The 19,640-nt window shown below is 62.2% G+C and carries 17 protein-coding genes; 7 read left to right on the top strand and 10 right to left on the bottom strand.

Annotated elements, in window-relative coordinates; all coding sequences use genetic code 11:
• The first annotated feature begins 189 nt into the window (after positions 1-189).
• Positions 190-2,076 (top strand): MASE3 domain-containing protein, encoded by a 1,887-nt coding sequence (locus tag AABA48_RS17080; RefSeq protein ID WP_338270744.1) that lies wholly within the window; start codon positions 190-192, stop codon positions 2,074-2,076.
• Here the strand turns inward: AABA48_RS17080 and AABA48_RS17075 are convergent.
• From AABA48_RS17075 to AABA48_RS17065, 3 genes are all read right to left on the bottom strand, one after another.
• A complete protein-coding gene (locus tag AABA48_RS17075; protein ID WP_286351440.1) occupies positions 2,066-4,444 on the bottom strand; it encodes a putative bifunctional diguanylate cyclase/phosphodiesterase in 2,379 nt (792 codons plus the stop codon). The genes AABA48_RS17080 and AABA48_RS17075 overlap by 11 nt on opposite strands.
• 119 nt (positions 4,445-4,563) lie before the next feature.
• Entirely contained in the window at positions 4,564-5,580 is a 1,017-nt protein-coding gene (locus AABA48_RS17070) for a helix-turn-helix transcriptional regulator (protein WP_286351439.1), read from the bottom strand.
• A 181-nt stretch (positions 5,581-5,761) separates the two neighbouring features.
• Positions 5,762-6,232 carry an SRPBCC family protein gene (locus tag AABA48_RS17065; RefSeq protein ID WP_286351438.1) on the bottom strand — a complete coding sequence of 157 codons (471 nt, stop codon included), beginning with the start codon at positions 6,230-6,232 and terminating at the stop codon, positions 5,762-5,764.
• A gap of 162 nt (positions 6,233-6,394) precedes the next feature.
• On the opposite strand from AABA48_RS17065, the gene AABA48_RS17060 reads away from it, so the two are divergent.
• The 6 genes from AABA48_RS17060 (at position 6,395) to AABA48_RS17035 (ending at position 12,121) form a co-directional block, all read left to right on the top strand.
• Positions 6,395-7,630: a two-component system sensor histidine kinase NtrB gene (locus AABA48_RS17060; RefSeq protein ID WP_286351437.1), complete on the top strand. Its 1,236-nt coding sequence runs from the start codon at positions 6,395-6,397 to the stop codon at positions 7,628-7,630.
• 16 nt (positions 7,631-7,646) lie between these two features.
• Entirely contained in the window at positions 7,647-9,008 is a 1,362-nt protein-coding gene (locus AABA48_RS17055) for a sigma-54-dependent transcriptional regulator (RefSeq protein ID WP_286351436.1), read from the top strand.
• A gap of 181 nt (positions 9,009-9,189) precedes the next feature.
• A complete protein-coding gene (locus tag AABA48_RS17050; RefSeq protein ID WP_286351435.1) occupies positions 9,190-9,537 on the top strand; it encodes a hypothetical protein in 348 nt (115 codons plus the stop codon).
• Between the two features lie 28 nt (positions 9,538-9,565).
• Positions 9,566-10,078: a hypothetical protein gene (locus tag AABA48_RS17045; protein WP_286351434.1), complete on the top strand. Its 513-nt coding sequence runs from the start codon at positions 9,566-9,568 to the stop codon at positions 10,076-10,078.
• 5 nt (positions 10,079-10,083) lie between these two features.
• A complete protein-coding gene (locus tag AABA48_RS17040) occupies positions 10,084-10,986 on the top strand; it encodes a transporter (protein ID WP_286351433.1) in 903 nt (300 codons plus the stop codon).
• Positions 10,987-11,080: 94 nt separating this feature from the next.
• Complete coding sequence (locus AABA48_RS17035; protein ID WP_286351432.1) at positions 11,081-12,121, top strand: cytochrome-c peroxidase; 1,041 nt, start codon at positions 11,081-11,083, stop codon at positions 12,119-12,121.
• Positions 12,122-12,214: 93 nt separating this feature from the next.
• On the opposite strand, the gene AABA48_RS17030 is transcribed toward AABA48_RS17035, so the two are convergent.
• Genes AABA48_RS17030 through AABA48_RS17000 form a run of 7 tightly spaced genes read right to left on the bottom strand, consistent with a single transcriptional unit; the run spans position 12,215 to position 19,452 of the window.
• A complete protein-coding gene (locus AABA48_RS17030; RefSeq protein ID WP_286351431.1) occupies positions 12,215-13,303 on the bottom strand; it encodes a protein-glutamate methylesterase/protein-glutamine glutaminase in 1,089 nt (362 codons plus the stop codon).
• A gap of 19 nt (positions 13,304-13,322) precedes the next feature.
• The gene (locus tag AABA48_RS17025) at positions 13,323-13,835 is read right to left on the bottom strand and encodes a chemoreceptor glutamine deamidase CheD (protein ID WP_286351430.1); all 513 of its coding nucleotides are present in this window, start codon (positions 13,833-13,835) and stop codon (positions 13,323-13,325) included.
• Positions 13,832-14,788: a CheR family methyltransferase gene (locus AABA48_RS17020; RefSeq protein ID WP_286351429.1), complete on the bottom strand. Its 957-nt coding sequence runs from the start codon at positions 14,786-14,788 to the stop codon at positions 13,832-13,834. Before AABA48_RS17020 ends, AABA48_RS17025 begins: the two co-directional genes overlap by 4 nt.
• Positions 14,789-16,552, bottom strand: coding sequence for a methyl-accepting chemotaxis protein (locus AABA48_RS17015; RefSeq protein WP_286351428.1), 1,764 nt, complete (start codon positions 16,550-16,552; stop codon positions 14,789-14,791).
• Positions 16,553-16,582: 30 nt separating this feature from the next.
• Positions 16,583-17,074 carry a chemotaxis protein CheW gene (locus AABA48_RS17010; protein ID WP_286351427.1) on the bottom strand — a complete coding sequence of 164 codons (492 nt, stop codon included), beginning with the start codon at positions 17,072-17,074 and terminating at the stop codon, positions 16,583-16,585.
• Between the two features lie 29 nt (positions 17,075-17,103).
• A complete protein-coding gene (locus AABA48_RS17005) occupies positions 17,104-19,119 on the bottom strand; it encodes a chemotaxis protein CheA (protein ID WP_338270743.1) in 2,016 nt (671 codons plus the stop codon).
• Between the two features lie 3 nt (positions 19,120-19,122).
• Positions 19,123-19,452: an STAS domain-containing protein gene (locus tag AABA48_RS17000; protein ID WP_286351425.1), complete on the bottom strand. Its 330-nt coding sequence runs from the start codon at positions 19,450-19,452 to the stop codon at positions 19,123-19,125.
• Positions 19,453-19,640 lie beyond the last annotated feature (188 nt).

Here is a 19,640-nt window from a genome sequence, read left to right as displayed (position 1 = left end):
ACCGGCGGCCCCGGTACAACTCACCACAGCCCCGTGCGGCATGGTGGGATGGTTCAGCGCCTGACGGTCATGGCCGGAATACCGGCCACAAGGGGTATTTCTCCCTTGCGAAGCCAATTTGAAATGATATGGTATCTGTGATCCGAGCTTAATTAGCAGGGTCAAAATAATAACTGATCATCCCCGCACATGACCAGCTCCGACCTCGTATCGCGAAGCGCACGCTTTGCCCTGGTGATGCTGTTCCCCGCCGCGCTCGTCCTGACGAGCCGCGGTAACTATCTCCTATTCGGTAACTATCTCCTATTTCATACGCTTGCCGAAATCGTCACCGTAGTCGCGGGATGCGGCATCTTCATGGTCGCCTGGCACGCCCGGCGCCAGATCGATAACCACTGCCTTCTGCTCATCGGCATCTCCCACCTGTTCGTGGCGATCATTACCCTGTTCCATGCCCTGAGCTATGGGGGGATGGGGGTCTTCCCCGGCGCGGGCACAAACCTCTCCACCCAGCTCTGGATCGGCTCGCGACTACTGCAGGGAGCGTCGCTGGCGCTTGCACCGCTGTTCGTCAGAAAGCGGCTCAATCCCGCCGCTACCGTTACCGCTTACATGGCCGCAACGTCACTCTTCCTGCTGTCAATCCCGTGCGGGGATATCTTCCCCCTCTGCGCCTCGGACGAGATGGGGATCACCCCGTTCAAAAAGGGCGCCGAGTTCCTGGCCGGAGTCTTCATTCTCGCTGCCCTGACAGGCTTGCTGACCAAGCGCCGGCACTTCGACGCCCGAGTGTTCCGGATGCTTTCGTTCTCTCTGGTCTTTCTTGCAACAAGCGGCTTTGTTTTTGCTCTCAACACCGGCATCTCCAGCCTCACCGGCATGACGGGACATCTGCTTACGCTCGGCGGCTTCATACTCATCTACCGCGCCATGGTGGAAACGGGGCTGGAACGCCCCTACGATCTGCTGTTCCGTGACCTGAAAGAAAGCGAGGAGCGCTACCGCAGCCTCTACAACAGAACCCCCGTCATGCTCCACTCCATTGACCGGGAAGGAAAAATCATCAATGTAAGCGATTTTTGGCTGGAAACCCTCGGCTACCGGCGCGACGAGGTGCTGGGCAGGCTTTCCGCCGATTTCATGACTGACGAGTCACGGGCGTACGTCATCGGGACGGTCGTCCCGGAATTCCTCCGTACCGGACGCACCAGGGATATCCCGCTCCACCTGCTGACCAGTAGCGGAAAGGTCATCGACGTTCTCCTTTCGTCGGAGGCGGAACGAGATGAGGAGGGAAAAATTGTGCGCTCCCTGTCGGTCATGACCGACGTGACGGAGCAGCGGCGTGCGGCCCGGCAGATTGAGCGGCTCAACGAAAGCCTCGCCTCCCGGGCCATGGACCTGGAAGTGGCCAACGGCGACCTGGAGGCGTTCAACTACAGCGTCTCGCACGACCTGAGATCGCACCTGACCGTGATCCGGGGCTTCAGCGACGTTCTGCTCGAGATCTGCACTGACAAACTTGATGATGAATGCCGCAGCTACGTGCGTCACATCGCGGAAGAGACGGGGCGCATGAACGGTCTCATCGGCACCCTGCTCGACTTTTCCCGCGTGGCTCGCGTGGAACTGGAACGGATACCGGTCAACCTGAGCACGCTGGCAGAGGAAATCGCCCTGGAGCTCAGCATGAAGGACCAGGAGCGCATGGCAGAGTTCATCATTGCCGATGACGCCGACGTGACTGCCGATCCGGGGCTCATGAGGGTTGTGATGGAGAATCTGCTGGGCAATGCCTGGAAATACACGGGCAGGCGGGACCGCGCCGTAATCGAGTTCGGCAAGGAAGAGACGGAGGGGCAAACCGTGTTTTTCGTCCGGGACAACGGAGCGGGATTCTCGTCACAACAGGCCGACAAACTCTTTCTTCCCTTCCAGCGTCTCCACGGCCGGAGCGAATTCCCGGGGCACGGCATCGGCCTCGCAACGGTCCACAGGATCATCTCCCGCCATGGCGGCACAATCTGGGCCCAGGGGGAAGAGGGCACCGGAGCCGTATTCTATTTTACGCTGTAACGCGGCAGTCATCCGCGGATGACGCCAGGGCGCGAATGCGCTCCTCACTCCTCTGGCCCGGCAACCCATCCCGAAGCGCCCGAAGATCCAGAAACCTCCCCTCGCGAAGCAGCGCCTCACACCCCCCAGCGGTAAGCGGCCTGCTGAAATAGTATCCCTGCACTTCCTCGCAGCCGTGCCGGTAGAGAAAATCAATCTGCTCAAGAGATTCGACCCCTTCGCCGACGGTCTTCATGCCGAGGCCGTGGGCCATGGTGATGATGGTCCGCACCAGAATGGCGTCGTCAGGATCGCTTGCTATGTCGCGGATGAATGATTGGTCAATCTTCAGGTTCGTAATCGGGAACCGCTTGAGATACCCCAGTGACGAATAGCCGGTGCCGAAATCGTCCACGGCGATGTCGATCCCCATATCCGCCAGGGAGCGGAGGATCGACACTGACTGCTCGGCCCGTTCCATGAGGAGGCTTTCGGTCAGCTCCAGCTCCAGCCAGCGGGGATCGAGACCCGTTTCGGCCAGGGCGTCGGCTACCATCTGGATGAGATTTTCCTGACGGAACTGCCGGGCCGAAAGGTTCACTGCCATCCTCAGTGGCGGGAGCCCCGCCTCCTGCCACGCCTTGTTCTGGGCGCAGGCGGTGCGCAGGACCCACTCGCCGATGGGCACGATGAGCCCCGTTTCCTCGGCCAGGGGGATGAACCTGGCCGGCGGCACGAGCCCCATCTCCGGGTGGTTCCACCGCACCAGGGCCTCCACCCCGCTGATCCTCCCGGTCCGCAGATCGACCCGGGGCTGGTAGTAGAGCAGAAACTCATGTTGTCGAATCGCCCGATGGAGGCTCGTTTCCAGAGCCATCCGCTCGAAGACCCGCGTGTTCATCTCCTCTGAATAGAACTGGTAGTTGTTCTTCCCCTGCTCCTTGGCATGATACATGGCAGCATCGGCATTCTTGAGCAGCGCGTCCACCGTGTCGCCGTCGGAGGGGAAGAGGGCGATGCCGATGCTGGCCGTGATGTAGAGCTCGTGCCCCATGAGCAGGAACGGCGTGGAAAAGAGGCCGATCAGCTTCTTGGCCACCGTGGTCACGTCATGCATTTCCTTCACGTTGGGAAGGATGAGGATGTATTCGTCCCCTCCCAGCCGCGAAACCGTGTCCCCGCCGCGCACGCAGTTGCGCAGGCGGTTGGCCACGGCCTTGAGCAGCATGTCTCCCACCGTGTGCCCCAGGGTATCGTTGATTTTCTTGAAGTTGTCGAGGTCCAGGAAGATAACGCCGATGGGATTGCGGCGGCGGAAGGACTCCAGGGCGAGCGCCTGCCCCAGGCGGTCCTGCAGGAGATTGCGGTTGGGAAGGCCGGTCAGGGGGTCGTGGGTCGCCTGGTAGACCAGCTGTTCCTCGTAGCGCCGCTGGTCGCTGATATCGTTCATGATGCCGATGTAGTTGGTGACTTCGCCATCACGGTCGCGCACCGGCGCCACGTAGAGTTCGTTCATGAACTGGCTGCCGTCCTTGCGGTAGTTGCGCAGGACAAAATAGCCATCCCTGCGCTCCTCCAGGGCCATGGCCAGCTTCCTGAGTTCCACCTGGTCCCGGTCATCCCCCCTGAGGAAGCGCGGGTTCTTCCCAAGAACCTCGTGTCCCGCGTAGCCGGTCATCCGCTCGAATGCAGGATTCACGTAAATGATCAGGTTTTCGCCGTTAGTCGCGTCTGTGATGGTGATGCCGTTTACGCTCGACTCGATGGCCCGCTTGAAGACGAGGAGATTCTGCTCGTCCCGCTTGCGGGCGGTGATGTCCCGGACAATGCCGATCACGGCCCGGTGATCTTCAAAAACGATCCGGCTGACGGAGAGGTCGGCAACGAAGTGGCTGCCGTCCCGGCGGATCCCTTCCAGCTCATAGGCAAGCTGACGCGTGCCATGGCCGCCGGAAGACTGTGCCGCAAACCGGAAATAGCCCCCGTCGGCCGACAGCAGGCAGTCGATGGCCATGCCGGCGGCCTCATCGTCCCGATAGCCGAACATCCGCTCGGCGGCCGGATTGAGGGAACGGATCGTCCCGTCTTCCCCGAAAGTAATCACCCCGTCCACCATCTGGCGGAGGAGTACCTCCTCCCGGAAAACGGCCGCAACGGCCGTGCGGCGCAGGGGACGCACAATGAAAGCCCACAGAAACGGCGCGCCGAACGTGACGAGCCCCATGCTATCGACAAGCGCGTCCTTAAACTCGACTTCGCGGCCGGTAACATGGGGCAGGACCGTCATGAGCAGCATTTCGATCAGAAAAATGATCGAAAGCAGCACGATGAACTGCCGCACCGGTGAAGGAACGCGGTAGTGGAGTGCGGAGATTTTTGTGAAATCCATGCTGAACTCCGCTGAGAGGGGAATAACCCGCCCGGTCTGCGCGAGAACAGGACATCGGGGATACGGGGGCACTACTCAATACTTATCGGCATCCGTCGCGCAAACTTTACCGCCTTCTGTCACCGATATCCGTCACTCCCCGGCGACACGTAACGGGCGGCAACGGCGGCGGCGGCGCGGGCCACTTCAGCCCGCAAATCGGGAGGGGAGAGGACCTCGGCATGAGCACCGTAGGAGAGAACCCAGGCGATGATCTCCATGCGGCCGCCTGCGGTGAAGGAAAGGACGCAGGCGCCGTCGGGCTCCATACGGACCTGCTGGGTGGGATGCCAGATCCGGTCGCGGACTGTGTGGGCAAGTTCGGGCGAAAAACGGATCGCCACTGACAGGGGCTCCTCTTCAACGATCCCGAAGGCATCCCGCAGCCGCTCGGACGGACGGTAGTCATCGGGGATCTCGAACCGATCGCGAGTAACCTCGACAGCGGTGATCCGTTCGGCTGCGAACGTGCGCAGCGCCTGCCGGTTGTGCGCATAACCGACCAGATAGAGCCCTCCCTTGTAGAAGACCAGGGTATAGGGGTCCACATCATACAGGGCGGGACGCCCCTGTCCCTTGGCCTGGTAGGAAAGCCGTACCCGGTACTGGTAAATGAGGGCATCGCGCAGGCTGCGCAGCCCATCCCCAACCCGTGAATAGTCGCGCCGTCCCTGCAGAAGCGGAACGGACACCTCGGCAATCCGCTCCATATGGGCCGCGTAGCGTGGGGGGAGGACCGAGCTCACCTTGCGGAAGACCGCATCCAGGTCCTCCCGGAAGGGGGTGCCGTCCAGAAAATTGAGCTGGGTGCGGAAAAATGAGAGCGCCACCAGTTCCTGAAGAGTGAAGGCAATGGGGGGAACGTCCCGGAAGCGGGTGATGAAGCGGTAGACCTTGCGCCCCTCCTCCCAGTCGGAGACCAGGGGATATCCCGCCTCGTGGATGGCGGCCAGGTCACGGTGGATGGTGCGGCGGTCCACGCCGGTTTCCTCGGCCATTTCGGCAATGGTCACGCCGTGCCGCGCCTCGATGAGGCGGATGAGGTCATGGACCCGGGCTGCCTGGGAGTACTTCTTCGCCGGTTTTCCCTTTTTCATGGGGTACCTCCTGGGGAAGGGATGATAGACCGGAACAGATGGCGGGAAAAGCGGAAAAAGGTCCGCCGGAGTACGACCGGGGCAGGTGTGCCGCTGCGTGCAGCCTGTCCCCCAGTCGGGCAGGAGTGGACCGTAAGCTCATCGCGGTGCTGTTAGCGGATTTCCCGGGAGTATATGACTGTCAGGCGCCCGGCGAAAGAGCGGCGAAGCGGGCAGCGAGCGCATCGCGCCGGTAATCGAAGATCGCCTTAAGCCGCCTCGCCACAACGGGCGCGAAAAGACGGCCGATGATGCCGAAGGGGAGCATGTAGTGGACGATATCTCGCATTTCCACTCCACCGGACACTTCCCTAAAATGGTGCTGGTGGTGCCAGAAACGGTATGGCCCGAAACGCTGCTCGTCCACGAAAAGAGAGGGCTCCGCGCAATGGGTGATCTCGGTAACCCACGGCACCCGAAGCCCGCCGAACGGTGAGACCGCATAGGTTACCACCATCCCCGCATGGGTCCGCTCCGGCACCGGCGAGGTAATGACGAACCCCATATCCGGCGGGGTAATGGCGGCAAGATTGCGCGGATCCGAGAAAAAGTCCCAGGCTAGCGTCAACGGCACGGGCAGGATCTGCGTTTTGGAAAATTGATACATTTTCATTGAAAACTCCACACCTGACCGCGCATAATGACGGCATCGCTTCTTCCAGCATACCTCCCCAACCGTTCGGGGCAAGATATCATATCCGTTTGCACGGACAGCCGGCAATGCTATAGTACATTCAAATAAACAGATTAAATGGGTTCGACAACAATCCTACGTATGCGCGGCACTATCGTTTCCCTCATCGCCCTTGCGGCCGGAGTCATCCTGTCACTGCTTCTCGGCTGGTTCGCCGTGGGAAACTACCGGAGCGCACGCCCCATTGCCGAAGGGAACCTCCGGGGGCTTGCCCTTTCGCTCACGTCGGCGCTGGAATCGATTGCGGCACGCGACTCGTCCCTGACCTCACTGGCCGCCTTTCGCGCCCGGGACATCGCCTATCTCTCGGTCATCGACCGCAACGGCACCATTGTCTTTCACTCTAATGCCGACCTGATCGGGTCGCGGGTGACGGATCAACGGTACATGCCGGTTCTCGGCGGACGGGGCCTGGTGGAAAACCGCGTCAGACTCGGCACGGGCGAAGAGGTGTACGAATATCACGCCCCCCTCCACCTCCCCGGCCGGACCCTGGCCCTGCGCCTGGCACTTCATCCCTGGCGGGCCGATGCGGTTCTCCATCGGGCCAGGGTAGGCATGGTCGTGCTGTTTTCGCTGCTGGCGGCGGCCTGGACAATGGGGGTGCTCCTCTATCGCTACGCCCGCCGGGCCCAGGAGCACCGGCTGGAAATGGTCCGCCGGGAGCGGCTTGCGCAACTGGGAGAAATGGGGGCGGTGCTTGCCCACGAGGTGCGCAACCCCCTGTCCGGGATCAAGGGCTACGCCCAACTGCTCATGGAGCGGAGCAACGACGATGAAAACCGGGAGTTCTCCGCACTGATCGTCACCGAGGCGATCCGGCTCGAATCGCTCGTCAGCGACCTTCTTGCCTACGCCCGGCCGGAGCCCGGGCCAGAAGGGCCGCTCCAGGTAAACACGGTGATTAACCATGTGCTGGCACTGGTGGAACCCGAAGCGCGGGTCGCCGGCGTCACCATTGCGGCATCCCTTGCCGCGGGACTGGCCACCAGAGGAAACGAAGCGCGGCTGGAGCAACTCATTCTCAATCTGGCAAAGAACGGCATTCAGGCCATGCCGGACGGGGGAAAGCTCACCGTTGTCTCCCGGCGCGAAGGTAAAACGGTCGAGATCAGCGTGGCAGACCACGGCCACGGCATCGCCCCCCGCGACCGGGAGCGGATATTCGCCCCGTTCTTCACCACAAAGGCCCGGGGCAGCGGCCTGGGGCTGGCTGTCTGCCGCAAGATAGCCGAAGCCCATGGGGGGAGCATCAGCGTGGCGGATAATCCCGGTGGCGGCACCGTTTTTCGGGTAACACTCCCCCTTCACCGATGAGAGGCATACAACACACATGACGACACGCATACTCATAGCCGAAGATGACAGCACCTTCCGGGGATTTCTCAGGACAGTCCTCAGGGGAGAGGGATACGACATCCGGGAGGCCGCTGACGGAGAAGAAGCCCTGGCCCTGCTGCGCCGCGAATCCTTCGACCTGGTCCTCTCAGACCTGCGGATGCCCGGCGTCGGAGGACTGGAACTCCTCCGGGCGAGCCGCGATGATGACTATCCGCCTGCATTCGTCATTCTCACGGCATTCGGGACCATTGAAGAAGCAGTGGTCGCGGTGAAAGAGGGGGCGGCGGATTTCCTCACCAAACCCCTGAAGGACCCGGACACCCTGCGGGTTCTCGTGGGACGGGTCCTGTCCGGAAAGAGCCGCGAGCGGGAATACCTGGCCCTCAAGGAAACCGAAGCGGCGGGACTCCCGCCGGAGGATCTCATCTTCGCCGGCGAGGCCATGGCCCCGGTACGACGACTCGTGGGAGAGGTCGCCCCCACCGGCACCACTGTCCTGGTAAGCGGGGAAAGCGGCACCGGCAAGGAGCTCATCGCCCGGGCCGTGCACCTCCTGTCACCCCGACACGGTGCCGGCTTCGTGGCGGTGAACTGTGCGGCAATCCCCGAAACCCTGCTCGAAAGCGAGCTGTTCGGCCACGAGCGGGGAGCCTTCACCGGCGCGGTCCAGGCCCGGCGGGGAAAATTCGAACTGGCCCAGGGGGGAACTCTCTTCCTTGACGAAATCGGTGAACTCTCTCTCCCCCTTCAGGCGAAGCTCCTGCGGGTCCTCCAGGAGCGGGCCTTCGAGCGGGTGGGAGGAAACAGGGAAATTCGGGCTGACGTGCGGGTAGTGGCTGCCACCAACCGGGATCTGGCCGTTGAAATCCGTGAACGGCGCTTCAGGGAAGACCTTTTCTATCGCCTGAATGTGTTCCCCGTCGCGCTCCCCCCTCTGCGGGAGCGCCGCGACGCCCTGCCACACCTGGTGAACTGGTTCATCCGTCGCTTTTCGGGAATGACGGGCAAAAAAATCCGGGGGATCGAACCCGATGCCATGGCGGCCCTCAAGCGCTACCCCTGGCCCGGCAACATCCGCGAACTCCAGAACGTCATCGAACGAGGGGTAATCCTCGCCCGGCACGCACTGACCCTGGACGACCTCCCTGAGACCTTCAGGGCACCTCTCCCCGCCGGTCAGGACGGGGAAGGAGTCCTCAAGGGGCTGGAGCGGGAAGCAATCCTGGCCGCCCTCAAAAGCTGCGGCAACAACCGGCGCCTGACCGCCGAAAAGCTCGGTATCTCCCGGCGTACCCTCCAGTACCGCCTTCGGGAGTATGGATTGGTGGGGGATGATCGGGGCGGTGCAAATTAGTCATGAACACGTGCATTTTCTGCACTGAAACAACCGGAAAACATCTCGTCAGTACAAAAAATTACAAGTTATTTCAAAATGATAGAACAACCCTCACCCCTGGCATGGTGCGTGGAATACTGATTGGCAGAGATTGTCGATTCCCCATCGACACCACTAACCACACAGGGAGGAAGAAGAAATGACCAGAAAAGTACTTGCGGTAGCAGTAATGGTGGCAGCGGGGGCCCTTGCCCTCGGCGGCGAGGCCATGGCCCGGGGCGGCAAGGGCCCCATGGCCGGCCAGGGGACCGGAGACCGGCTTCAGCTCCGCGACGGAAGCTGCCTCACCAGTACGGCAACGGCGGCATCAGCTGCGACCTCGTCCCGCCAGCAGCTCCGTGACGGCAGCGGAGCCGGCACCGCGCGTCAGGGCGTCGGGACGGGAGCCATGAGACGCCTCGGCCCCGGCGACGGCACCGGCAACGTCACTCGCCCCCAGGACGGCACCGGCTACGGTTCCGCCTATACCGGCGGAACCGCCCGGTAGCCGATTCACCAGGAGGTAAGGTGCAACCATGATCAGAGGCCGCTCAACCCTCATACTCACGATTCTTGTCTTTCTGGCCCTTTTCCATGCGGGAAACGCCACGGCAGGCTGGGGATTCGGCTTCGGCTGGGGATGGGAAAAGAGCGGCCTCGATCTCGATGAAGGCTACGACCTCAACACGGTAGTCACGGTGACGGGCACTATCGCCTCCGTCGAGCCGGGCGGCGATGGCAAGCATATGCTCGTAACGATCAAAGAGGGGGAAGACACCGTTGTCCTGGCGCTTGGTCCGCGCTGGTACTGGAATGAAAAAGGCTTCCCCCTGAAACCGGGCGACCGGCTCACTGCCAAAGGAGCCAAGGCCATCGGCAAGGACGGCACAATCTACCTTCTGACCCAAAAGGTCGGCAACAGCTTGACCGGCGGGGAAACAGCCATCCGGAGCGATGCCGGGCGCCCCTTCTGGTCCGGCAGCAGCCGCGGCAATGGGACCCGGCCCATGTCTCCGATACGACGCGGAGGAGGACGACACGGGAGATGAAGCGAATGGGTAAAACAACAAAGATCATGCTATGGCGTGGAAGGCTCTTGCTTCCGCTTTTTTTCGCGTGTGCCCTGCTTTGCCTCAGCTGGACAGCGGTGCTTGCCTCTGAGCGGCGGGACGTTCCCGTCGAGGGACGATGGGGGGCCGTGGGGTTGGGGGTCGATTTCGCCACGGGCGACTACGGCAGCGGGACCAGTACCGACTTCATCGCGGTGCCACTTATCGTGGACCTCTACCCCACCGAGCGGTTGGACCTTGAACTGTTTATCCCCTGGGTGTACCAGACCAATGGCGACAATGCCTACGGCACGGTCATGCCTTACCGTCAGGGATATGCCCGCGGTGCCGCCACGGCGGCGGGCACCCGTTTTCAGGCTGGGGCCGGCGGCAACGCCGGCTCAACGGCAGGCGGATCAACGGGATCGGCCAACGGCCTCGGCGACATTACCCTCACGGCCGGCTACATCATCATTCCCGAGGGAACGGTGGTGCCCCGGGTACGCCCACTCCTCTACCTGAAGTTCCCCACCGCCGACGAGGACAAGGGGCTCGGTACCGGTAAATTCGACGCGGGCGGAGGCCTCGCGCTGGACAAGTGGCTCGGGGACTGGCGTCCCTTCGGCGAAGCTGTCTGGATCGTTCAGGGATCCTCCGATCTCTATGCCACCAAGGACTACCTCAGCTACGAGGCCGGTCTCGGCAGGCAGTTCACGCCATCTCTGCATGCTGCGATCCTCGGCCGTGGCGCAACGGCCCCGGCAGAGGATTCCGACGCGCCGTTCGAGGGGCGTCTCAAGGGGGTCTACGCCTTTGGTCCCATGTCTTTGGAAGGCTATGTGGCTGCGGGGCTGTCCGACGCAAGCCCCGACTTCGCCGCCGGCCTGACGGTTTTCCACGACTTTTGACCGGGGCGGAAGTGATTGTCCGATCGTCTTGCGCAAAGGCAATGCTGCTCTATACTTATCCCTGTCAATCACTTCACGTTCAGGAGGAACTCGAATGAAAACCCGAAATCTCGCATGGGGAATGGCCCTCACCCTGGTAGCGGGCGTCGCCTGGGGGAAAGAGGATGTCATGAAACGTGCGCAGGGGCTCTTCAAGCCGATCCCTGCCAAGCCGCCGGTCATGAAGGACAATCCGGCCAGTCCGGCCAGGGTCGAGCTGGGAAGAATGCTGTTCTTCGATCCGCGGCTTTCGGCTTCGCACTTAATCAGCTGTAATACCTGCCACAACGTAGGCCTGGGCGGCACCGACATCCTGGAGACCTCCATAGGTCACGGCTGGCAGAAGGGGCCACGCAACTCCCCCACCGTGCTCAATGCCGTCTACAACATCGCCCAGTTCTGGGACGGCCGGGCCGAGGACCTGGCAGCCCAGGCCAAGGGGCCTGTTCAGGCATCGGTGGAGATGAACAACAAGCCCGAAAACCTGGTCGCCACCCTCAAGAGCATTCCCGGTTACCCACCTCTTTTCCGCAAGGCCTTCCCCGGGCAGGGTGATTCGGTAACCTTCGACAACGTGGCCAAGGCCATCGAGGTCTTCGAGGCCACGCTCGTCACCCCCGATGCCCCCTTCGACAAATACCTGAAGGGCAACCGCAAGGCCATCAGCACCACAGCGGAACAGGGGCTCGCCCTCTTCCTGGACAAAGGATGCGCGGCCTGCCACAGCGGCGTCAACATGGGCGGAACCGGCTACTTCCCCTTCGGCGTCCGTGAAGATCCGGGGCCGGTGGTGAGACCCGTGGACGACACCGGCCGCTACAAGGTGACCAGCACGGCCGCGGACAAATACGTGTTCCGTTCGCCGAGCCTGCGCAACGTGGCCATCACCATGCCCTACTTCCACTCGGGCAAGGTCTGGAAACTGAAGGACGCCGTCAAGATCATGGGGAGCGCCCAACTCGGCATCTCCATCACCGACACCGACGCCGACAAGATCGTCACGTTCCTCAACACCCTCACCGGCGCGCAGCCGAAGGTGATGCACCCGGTCCTGCCGCCCAACTCGGACGATACCCCCAGGCCGGCCAGCAACTGACAGCGCTTTGCACCGGCAACAAAAAGAGGCTTCGCGGAAAACCCGCGAAGCCTCTTTTTTCGCCCCCTGCTATCAGTCCTGCACAAAACTGATTCAGACACGGAAGGCTTTCCCCCCTTGGGCCGACAGCCAGCCGACCAGTCGTTTGCTGATTTCCGGCAGCGGCAGCACCTCATCGACCCCGCCGCGGGCGATTGCTTCCTTGGGCATACCGAAGACCACGCAACTCTCCTCATTCTGGGCAATGGTGAACGCTCCTGCCTGCCGCATCTCCAACATGCCGTCGGCACCGTCGTCCCCCATTCCGGTGAGGATTACGCCAACCGCATTGCTGCCGGCACAGTTTGCGGCGGAACGAAAGAGAACACCAACTGAAGGACGGTGCCGGTTGACCGGCGGTCCGTCGGAGAGCTGAGCCACATAGTTGGCACCGTTGCGGGCCAGAATGAGGTGACGATTCCCCGGCGCTATGTACGCGTGCCCGGGAAGGATCCGGTCACCGTGCTCGGCCTCCTTCACGCTGATCCGGCAGAGGCCGTCGAGCCGCTTGGCAAAGGTACGGGTAAACGCCTCGGGCATGTGCTGGGTGATAAGGATGCCCGGCGCGTCTGCCGGCATCGCTCCCAGGAGATCCTTGAGCGCCTCGGTACCCCCGGTGGATGCGCCGATGACGATCACCTTTTCCGTTCCGGTGTAGCAGCGGTGCATGGCCGGCAGGACCGCATCGGCACTCTGCCTGGGGGCCACGGCAAGCTGGGTGTGGCCACGGCCGGGCCGTTTCAGTCGTGCCCGCGCCGCGATCCGAATCTTGTCGGCTATCTCCCGGCTGTATTCCATGATGCCACTGCACAGATCAAGCTTTGGCTTGGTGATGTAATCGATCGCGCCGAGTTCCAGGGCGTGCAGTGTAATGTAAGAGCTCTTTTCCGTGAGCGACGAGACCATCACTACCGGCATGGGTCGGAGGCGCATCAGTTTTTCGAGGAACACCAGGCCGTCCATGCGCGGCATCTCCACATCCAGGGTGAGGACATCGGGATTGAGGGCCTTGATCTTATCGCGGGCGACCAGGGGATCGGGGGCAACGCCGACCACCTCCATGTCGGGCTGGCTGTTGATGACCTCGCTCAGGAGGCTGCGGATCAGGGCCGAATCGTCGACAACAAGTACTTTTATAGCCATGGTGCGATACCTGCCATTCTCATCGTGCGGCCGAGTCGTCGGCGCAACCGCGGATCCGTCTCACAAGGACACGGCCGGTGCGGGGTGAAAAATACACCTTGCGCGGATGCACATCCCCCACATCGAGCGCCGACACCGGGATGCCCCGGCTCCCCAGGTACTCAAGCGCGAAGTCGGCATTGTGGCTCCCCACGTCGCCCATCCCCTGCACTACCCGACCGGCGCCGAACACCTTTGCCTCCAGGCGGGAATGGTCCGCCCCCAGATGCTTGAGATGCTCCAGCAGCACCTCCATGGCCTTGACACCGTAGCGCGCCGATGGCGACTGAGCTCCATGGCCGGGAAGCATGAAGTGGTTCATCCCCCCGATGCCGGTAAGACGGTCGCGGAGACAGACCGAAACGCACGACCCGAGGACCGTGACGATCATGGTGTCGGCAGCCGTCGCGTAGTATTCACCCGGCAGGATTTTCACCACCTGCCGGTTGAAGGACCGGTCGAAGTAGGTTGAGCAGACGAAATCCCGGGTCATGGCGCCTCGCGGTTGCCGTCGCGGGCAATCCCCACCGGCGAGTAGACCGTTTTGCCGCAGAGCCGGAATAGATCAGAGGCCTGATGGAAGCTCTCCGAATGGCCGGCAAAGAGAAGCCCCTCCGGCTGAAGCCGGGGTACAAAACGTTTCAGCACTTGATACTGGGTGGTCTTGTCGAAGTAGATCATCACGTTGCGGCAGAAGATGGCATCGAATCGCTCGGCAAGGGGCCACTGCTCGTCCAAGAGGTTGAGTCGCTCGAAGGTTACAAGCCTTTGCAATTCGGGCTTCACCCGAACATAGCCGGCATTTTTTCCTTCACCCCGCAGGAAAAACCGCTTCATGCGTGAGGGCGACATATCCCTCACCCGTTCCGCCGCATAGACACCGCGCCGTGCCCGGTCCAGGGCGCTGGTGTCGATATCGGATGCGTAAATCTTCACCGGCGGGTTGAAGCTGCCGAAGTGTTCGACAACCGTCATGGCAAGGGAGTAAGGCTCCTCGCCCGACGATGCCGCGCTGCTCCAGACCGCCAGCGACCGGCGGTGTGACACCAGCCGGTCCAGGTGCCGCGCGAGGAGCGGGAAGTGGTGGGGCTCGCGGAAAAACGCCGTCAGATTGGTCGTCAGGGCATTAATGAACTCTTCTATCTCCGCCTGATCGCCTCGCTCCACCAGGTCGATGTAGTCTGCGAAGGAGGGAACGCGTCTCACCCGCAGTCGGCGGGCGAGACGACTGTAAACCATGTGCTGCTTGCCCGGATTGAGGGAAATGCCGGCGCAGCGGTGTATCAACTCCCGGATGCGCTCGAAGTCGTTATCCGTGTAGCGGAACTGGTGAAGCCCGGTTGCGCCCTGAGGAGAGTTCCCCCTCCTTCCGGCGCCCCCGGCATCGCCTCGACCGGTTGCGGCCACCGTCGCCGCTGCCGGCCACTGGCCCTGGATCATGTTCATCTAGAATTCCTTCCAGTCGTCATCATCGTAACCCACCGCCTTCTTGATGGGGGCACCCTCCTCATGCGGCGGTTCGGCTCTGTGGTAACCATTGGCAACGGCGGCAGACCGGGCGAGCTTTTTCACGGGCTTGGCAGGCTTGACCTGTTTCGCCGCCTGGTCCTTGACAGCAGCCGCACGGACGGGCTGCCTGATTGCCAGGAGCGATTCATCCAGCTTGAACTTGCTGACCATTTCCACCATGGCGTTGGCCTGCTCGGCGAGGGATTCGGCGGCGGCGGCAGCCTCCTCCACCAGTGCAGCGTTCTGCTGGGTCACATCGTCCATCTGGGTAATGGCGGTATTCACCTGTTCGATACCGCTCGACTGCTCCACCGAGGCGGCGGAAATCTCCGCCATGATGTCAGCGACCCGCTTGATACTGGTCACGATTTCCTGCATTGTGGTCCCCGCTTCGGTCACCAGGCGGCTGCCGTCCTCCACCTTGCCCACCGAATCCTCAATCAGTGACTTGATCTCCTTGGCCGCCGCTGCGCTGCGCTGGGCGAGGCTGCGGACCTCACCGGCCACCACGGCGAAACCACGCCCCTGCTCACCGGCCCTGGCTGCTTCCACCGCCGCGTTGAGGGCAAGGATGTTGGTCTGGAAAGCAATGCCGTCGATAACGGTGATGATGTCGGCGATCTTGCGCGAGCTGGCGGTGATTCCCTCCATGGTGGTCACCACCTTGCCGATCACATCACCGCCTCGCACCGCCACGTCGCTGGCGGTAACCGCCAGCTGGTTGGCCTGCTGCGCGTTGTCGGCGTTCTGCTTCACGGTGGAGGTGAGTTCCTCCATGCTCGATGCAGTCTCTTCAAGGGCGGATGCCTGTTCCTCGGTCCTCTGGGAGAGATTCACGTTGCCGGCCGAGATCTGCTCCGTGGCCGTGGCAATGGAATCGGCCCCGGTCCGTACCTCGGACACGATGTGGGAGAGGCTTTCGTTCATATGGCTGAGGGCCGTGAGAAGTTTGCCAGTTTCGTCCTGGCTCTTCACCTCGATGGTTGTGGTCAGATCACCGGCAGCGATCTTTTCGGAGGCAGCAATCGCCTCGGCCAGCGCCCGACGGACCCTGCTGGCCACCAGCCAGGCGAAGAGAAAGATCAGAACCGCAAGGATCACGGTAGCGCTGATTACCTGAAGGCGTACCTTGGCCATGCCGGCCTTCACGTCATCGACGTAGATACCGCTGCCCACGATCCACCCCCACTGGCTGTGGAGCTTCACATAGGAAATCTTGTCCACCGCCTTGGTGGAACCGGGCTTCGCCCACATGTAGTCCACAACACCGGCCCCCTTTTCCTTGGCGACCTTGACGAACTCCAGGTACAGGGCCTTACCGTTGGGATCCTTGACATCCGCCACAACCGTCCCTTCCATCTCCGGCCGGATCGGATGCATGAGCACCCGGGGTTCCAGGTCGTTGATCCAGAAGTACTCATTGCCCTGGTAGCGGATGGTGCGCAGACTGTCAAGGGATCTCTTCTGGGCATCGGCGACCGTAAGTTCACCGGATTTAACCTTTGCGGCAAACCCCTCTAACACCCCGTAGGCGACCTCCACCACGCTCTGGGTGGCGGCCATCTTTTCCGCCATCATCTTCTTCTCCATCATGGGGAGCACGTAGAAAAGGATGCCGGCCACGAGGGCCACAAGCGTTACAACGGAAATGCACAGGATCTTCGAAAGTATCGTCCAGTCGTTGAATTTCTTGATCTTCATCGTCTTCGCCTTTCTTTGTTCGTGATATGTCTAGGCAGCCAGGTCCACAAGCTGCATCTCGGCGCTGCTCATCAGTTGCTCGATGTCGACGAGGATGAGCATCCGGTCGTCCACAGTGGCAAGTCCGGCAAGGTAGCGGGTATCGAGGCTCGAGGAGAGCTCGGGAGCAGGTCTGACCTGTTCCGGCGCCAGGGCCACCACGTCGGAGACGCCGTCCACCACCATTCCCACCACCCGGTCGAGGACGTTGATGATGATGACCACGGTAAACTCGCTGTATTCAACGCTTCCCACATTGAACTTGATCCGCATGTCAACGATGGGCACAATCACACCGCGGAGGTTGATGACCCCCTTGATGAACTCGGGAGTATTGGCAATCCGGGTCACGGCGTCGTACCCTCGGATTTCCTGGACCTTGAGAATGTCCATCCCGTATTCCTCGCCGCCGAGGGTAAAGGTGAGATACTCCTTCGTCCCGGCCGCCGTCGCCCCTCCAATGCCCCCTGCTACCTGTTCCATACTCGATCTCCTTGGCTTTGCCGGCTCGCTCATGCGGCCTCTTCCCTGATTCTCCCCCGCCAGAGGGAGGTTATTTCTCCGACATCGAGGATCAGCGCCACCCGGCCGTCCCCCATGATGGTCGCCCCCGCCGAACCCGGCACCTTCCGGTAGTTGTCCTCAAGGCTCTTGATGACTACCTGCTGCTCGTCCACCAGCGCGTCCACCTGCAGGGCGACCTTCTCCCCCTCTGCGTCCACCACCACGAGGACACCCGCTTCGGGCCGCTCTTCGGCTCCGCCGATGGCGAACAGTTCATGGAGGGGGATGAACGGCAGGTACTCACCCCGCATCTGGAGCACACGCCCCGTCCCGTTCACCGTCCGGATATCTCCCGTCTGCGGCTGAAGGGACTCAACGATGGCGTTGATGGGGATGATGAACCTCTCCTTCCCGACCGCCACCGAGAGGCCGTCGAGGATGGCCAGAGTAAGGGGGAGGCTCAGGGTGAGCCGCGTCCCCCTCCCGGCCTCGCTGGTCACGCTCACCCGCCCGCCGAGGGCCTGGACGTTGCGCAGCACCACATCCATCCCCACCCCCCGGCCGGAGACGTCGGTGACCGCCTCGGCAGTGGAAAAGCCGGGGGCGAAGATGAGCTGCCAGACCTCGTCGTCGCTCATGGCGTCACTGGCGGCGAGCCCACGCTCTGTCGCTTTCTTCAGGATTTTCTGCCGATCGAGCCCTGAGCCGTCGTCCATCACGTCGATCACGATCTTTCCGCCGACTTGCGATGCCCGCAGCGTGATCGTCCCGGCTGCGGGCTTGCCGGCCGCAACCCTCGCCTCGGGCGACTCGATGGCGTGGTCAACGGCGTTGCGCACCAGATGGGTGAGAGGATCGGCCAGTTTTTCCACTAGCCCCTTGTCGAGTTCGGTCCCTTCACCGACCATCCTGAGCTCGATATCTTTGCCGAGCTTCGCGGCCAGGTCCCGCACCATGCGGGGAAACCGGCTGAACACGAGGCTGATGGGTACGAGCCGTATGGACATGACGCTTTCCTGGAGATCCCGGGTATTGCGGGAGAGTTGCTGAAGCCCCCGGTGCAGATCGGCGAACTGGACGGGATCGAGGACCGATCCGAGCTGGGTGAGCATTGCCTGGGTGATGACCAGCTCCCCCACCTGGTTGATTATCTGGTCCACCTTGGTGACGCCGACGCGAATGGACCCGTCGGCCAGGTCCCTCCCCCGGCTCTCACGCACCGGCGAGACATCCGGCTGCAGGGGGGCCTGTCCTGCGGGGGCCCGCTGCTCCTGCGGCCTTTCCATGGCCGTCATGGCGATGGAGCCGTCATCGGCCACAAATTCGAAGATGTCGAGGATTTCGCTCTCCGGCGCCGTCGTTTCCAGCTCCAGGCTCCAGCGGGTATGGCAGAGCTCAGGATCAAACGCGGACAGTTCCACCGTTTCGGGGATCTCGGCGTTAACCCTGAGCCGCCCTAATTCTGCAATCTCCTCAAAGAGATTCTCGATCCGGATGCCCCTGCAGAAGATGTCCGGCGACGGCGTGAAATCGATCCGGTAGCGCACTGGTTCGGGACTCGCCGACTGGATGTTCCTCCCCGCGTCATCCGGTTCGGACGGGGTGCTGGGCGAGGCGGAGTGGAGCGCCCGCAGAGCTGCGCACACGCCCCCGACTGCCCCATCGTCCACCGGCGCTCCTTCCCGACGTCCCGCCAGTTGCATGGCGATCACGTCGGCTGCCATCAAAAAGAGATCGACCATGGCCGGGGTAAGCGCCGTCTCCCCGCCACGCACCAGGTCCAGGACCGATTCGAGCTCATGGGTGACAACCGTCATGTCCTCAAAGCCGAAAATGCCGCCGCCTCCCTTGATGGAGTGGGCGGCGCGGAAAATGGCGTTGAGATCCTCCTGATCCGGGTTGTGGGGGTCCATGGCCAGGAGCAGTCGCTCCATATCCGCCAGGTGCTCCGCGCACTCCTCGAAGAAGACGAGACTAAAGGCGCGAAGGTCGATGGTTGGGGTCTGTTCGTTCGTTGACGGCATGTTCTAGAACCCTGTCCTTTCCATCACGGGGGCGAAGCCCAACAGGTCCGCGCAGGCTTGGACATGTCCAGGCAGATTGACCGGTCTGGGCGAAAGCCCGTGGCGGCGGAGGTGATCGAAAAAAACCGAAAGGAGCTGGCACCCGCTGGCGTCGATGGTCTCCACCGCCGCCAGACAGATTTCCGGCCCCATTGAGGCATCGCCGGAGTTAGGCGTACGGGGTACCAGCGCGTGCAGGTGGGCTGTCAGCTCGGACAGTCGGGTCGACACGCCGGTAATAGCCCAATCGCCGCTGAGAGCAATACGTGCGGTGGTGCCTGCATTCTCGGTCATTGGCTACGTTCCTCCCCAGCGTACGTCGTCATGGCCGGTGATGCCTCCGGCCCCGACCATGTATGAGCATCAGGAATGCCAATATTCTCACAAATTATTCTGTGTATTTTCAGACAGTTACAAGGCGTCGCTCATTAAACCCGTGCGACGGAAGTTGCAGCCGAATCGCAATAATCCGGCAATGCCGC

Source organism: Geobacter sp. 60473 (assembly GCF_036323535.1).
Classification (GTDB): Bacteria; Desulfobacterota; Desulfuromonadia; order Geobacterales; family Geobacteraceae; genus Geobacter; species Geobacter sulfurreducens.
The sequence above is the reverse complement of the archived record's forward strand: the minus strand, read 5'-3'. Positions and strand labels throughout refer to the sequence as shown.

Coding starts and splice junctions, on each gene's coding strand:
- AABA48_RS17080 (WP_338270744.1), top strand. CDS start 190: ATGACCAGCTCCGACCTCGTATCGCGAAGCGCACGCTTTGCCCTGGTG.
- AABA48_RS17035 (WP_286351432.1), top strand. CDS start 11,081: ATGAAAACCCGAAATCTCGCATGGGGAATGGCCCTCACCCTGGTAGCG.
- AABA48_RS17050 (WP_286351435.1), top strand. CDS start 9,190: ATGACCAGAAAAGTACTTGCGGTAGCAGTAATGGTGGCAGCGGGGGCC.
- AABA48_RS17020 (WP_286351429.1), bottom strand. CDS start 14,788: ATGAACATGATCCAGGGCCAGTGGCCGGCAGCGGCGACGGTGGCCGCA.
- AABA48_RS17055 (WP_286351436.1), top strand. CDS start 7,647: ATGACGACACGCATACTCATAGCCGAAGATGACAGCACCTTCCGGGGA.
- AABA48_RS17015 (WP_286351428.1), bottom strand. CDS start 16,552: ATGAAGATCAAGAAATTCAACGACTGGACGATACTTTCGAAGATCCTG.
- AABA48_RS17075 (WP_286351440.1), bottom strand. CDS start 4,444: ATGGATTTCACAAAAATCTCCGCACTCCACTACCGCGTTCCTTCACCG.
- AABA48_RS17045 (WP_286351434.1), top strand. CDS start 9,566: ATGATCAGAGGCCGCTCAACCCTCATACTCACGATTCTTGTCTTTCTG.
- AABA48_RS17070 (WP_286351439.1), bottom strand. CDS start 5,580: ATGAAAAAGGGAAAACCGGCGAAGAAGTACTCCCAGGCAGCCCGGGTC.
- AABA48_RS17025 (WP_286351430.1), bottom strand. CDS start 13,835: ATGACCCGGGATTTCGTCTGCTCAACCTACTTCGACCGGTCCTTCAAC.
- AABA48_RS17010 (WP_286351427.1), bottom strand. CDS start 17,074: ATGGAACAGGTAGCAGGGGGCATTGGAGGGGCGACGGCGGCCGGGACG.
- AABA48_RS17000 (WP_286351425.1), bottom strand. CDS start 19,452: ATGACCGAGAATGCAGGCACCACCGCACGTATTGCTCTCAGCGGCGAT.
- AABA48_RS17030 (WP_286351431.1), bottom strand. CDS start 13,303: ATGGCTATAAAAGTACTTGTTGTCGACGATTCGGCCCTGATCCGCAGC.
- AABA48_RS17060 (WP_286351437.1), top strand. CDS start 6,395: ATGCGCGGCACTATCGTTTCCCTCATCGCCCTTGCGGCCGGAGTCATC.
- AABA48_RS17040 (WP_286351433.1), top strand. CDS start 10,084: ATGGGTAAAACAACAAAGATCATGCTATGGCGTGGAAGGCTCTTGCTT.
- AABA48_RS17005 (WP_338270743.1), bottom strand. CDS start 19,119: ATGCCGTCAACGAACGAACAGACCCCAACCATCGACCTTCGCGCCTTT.
- AABA48_RS17065 (WP_286351438.1), bottom strand. CDS start 6,232: ATGAAAATGTATCAATTTTCCAAAACGCAGATCCTGCCCGTGCCGTTG.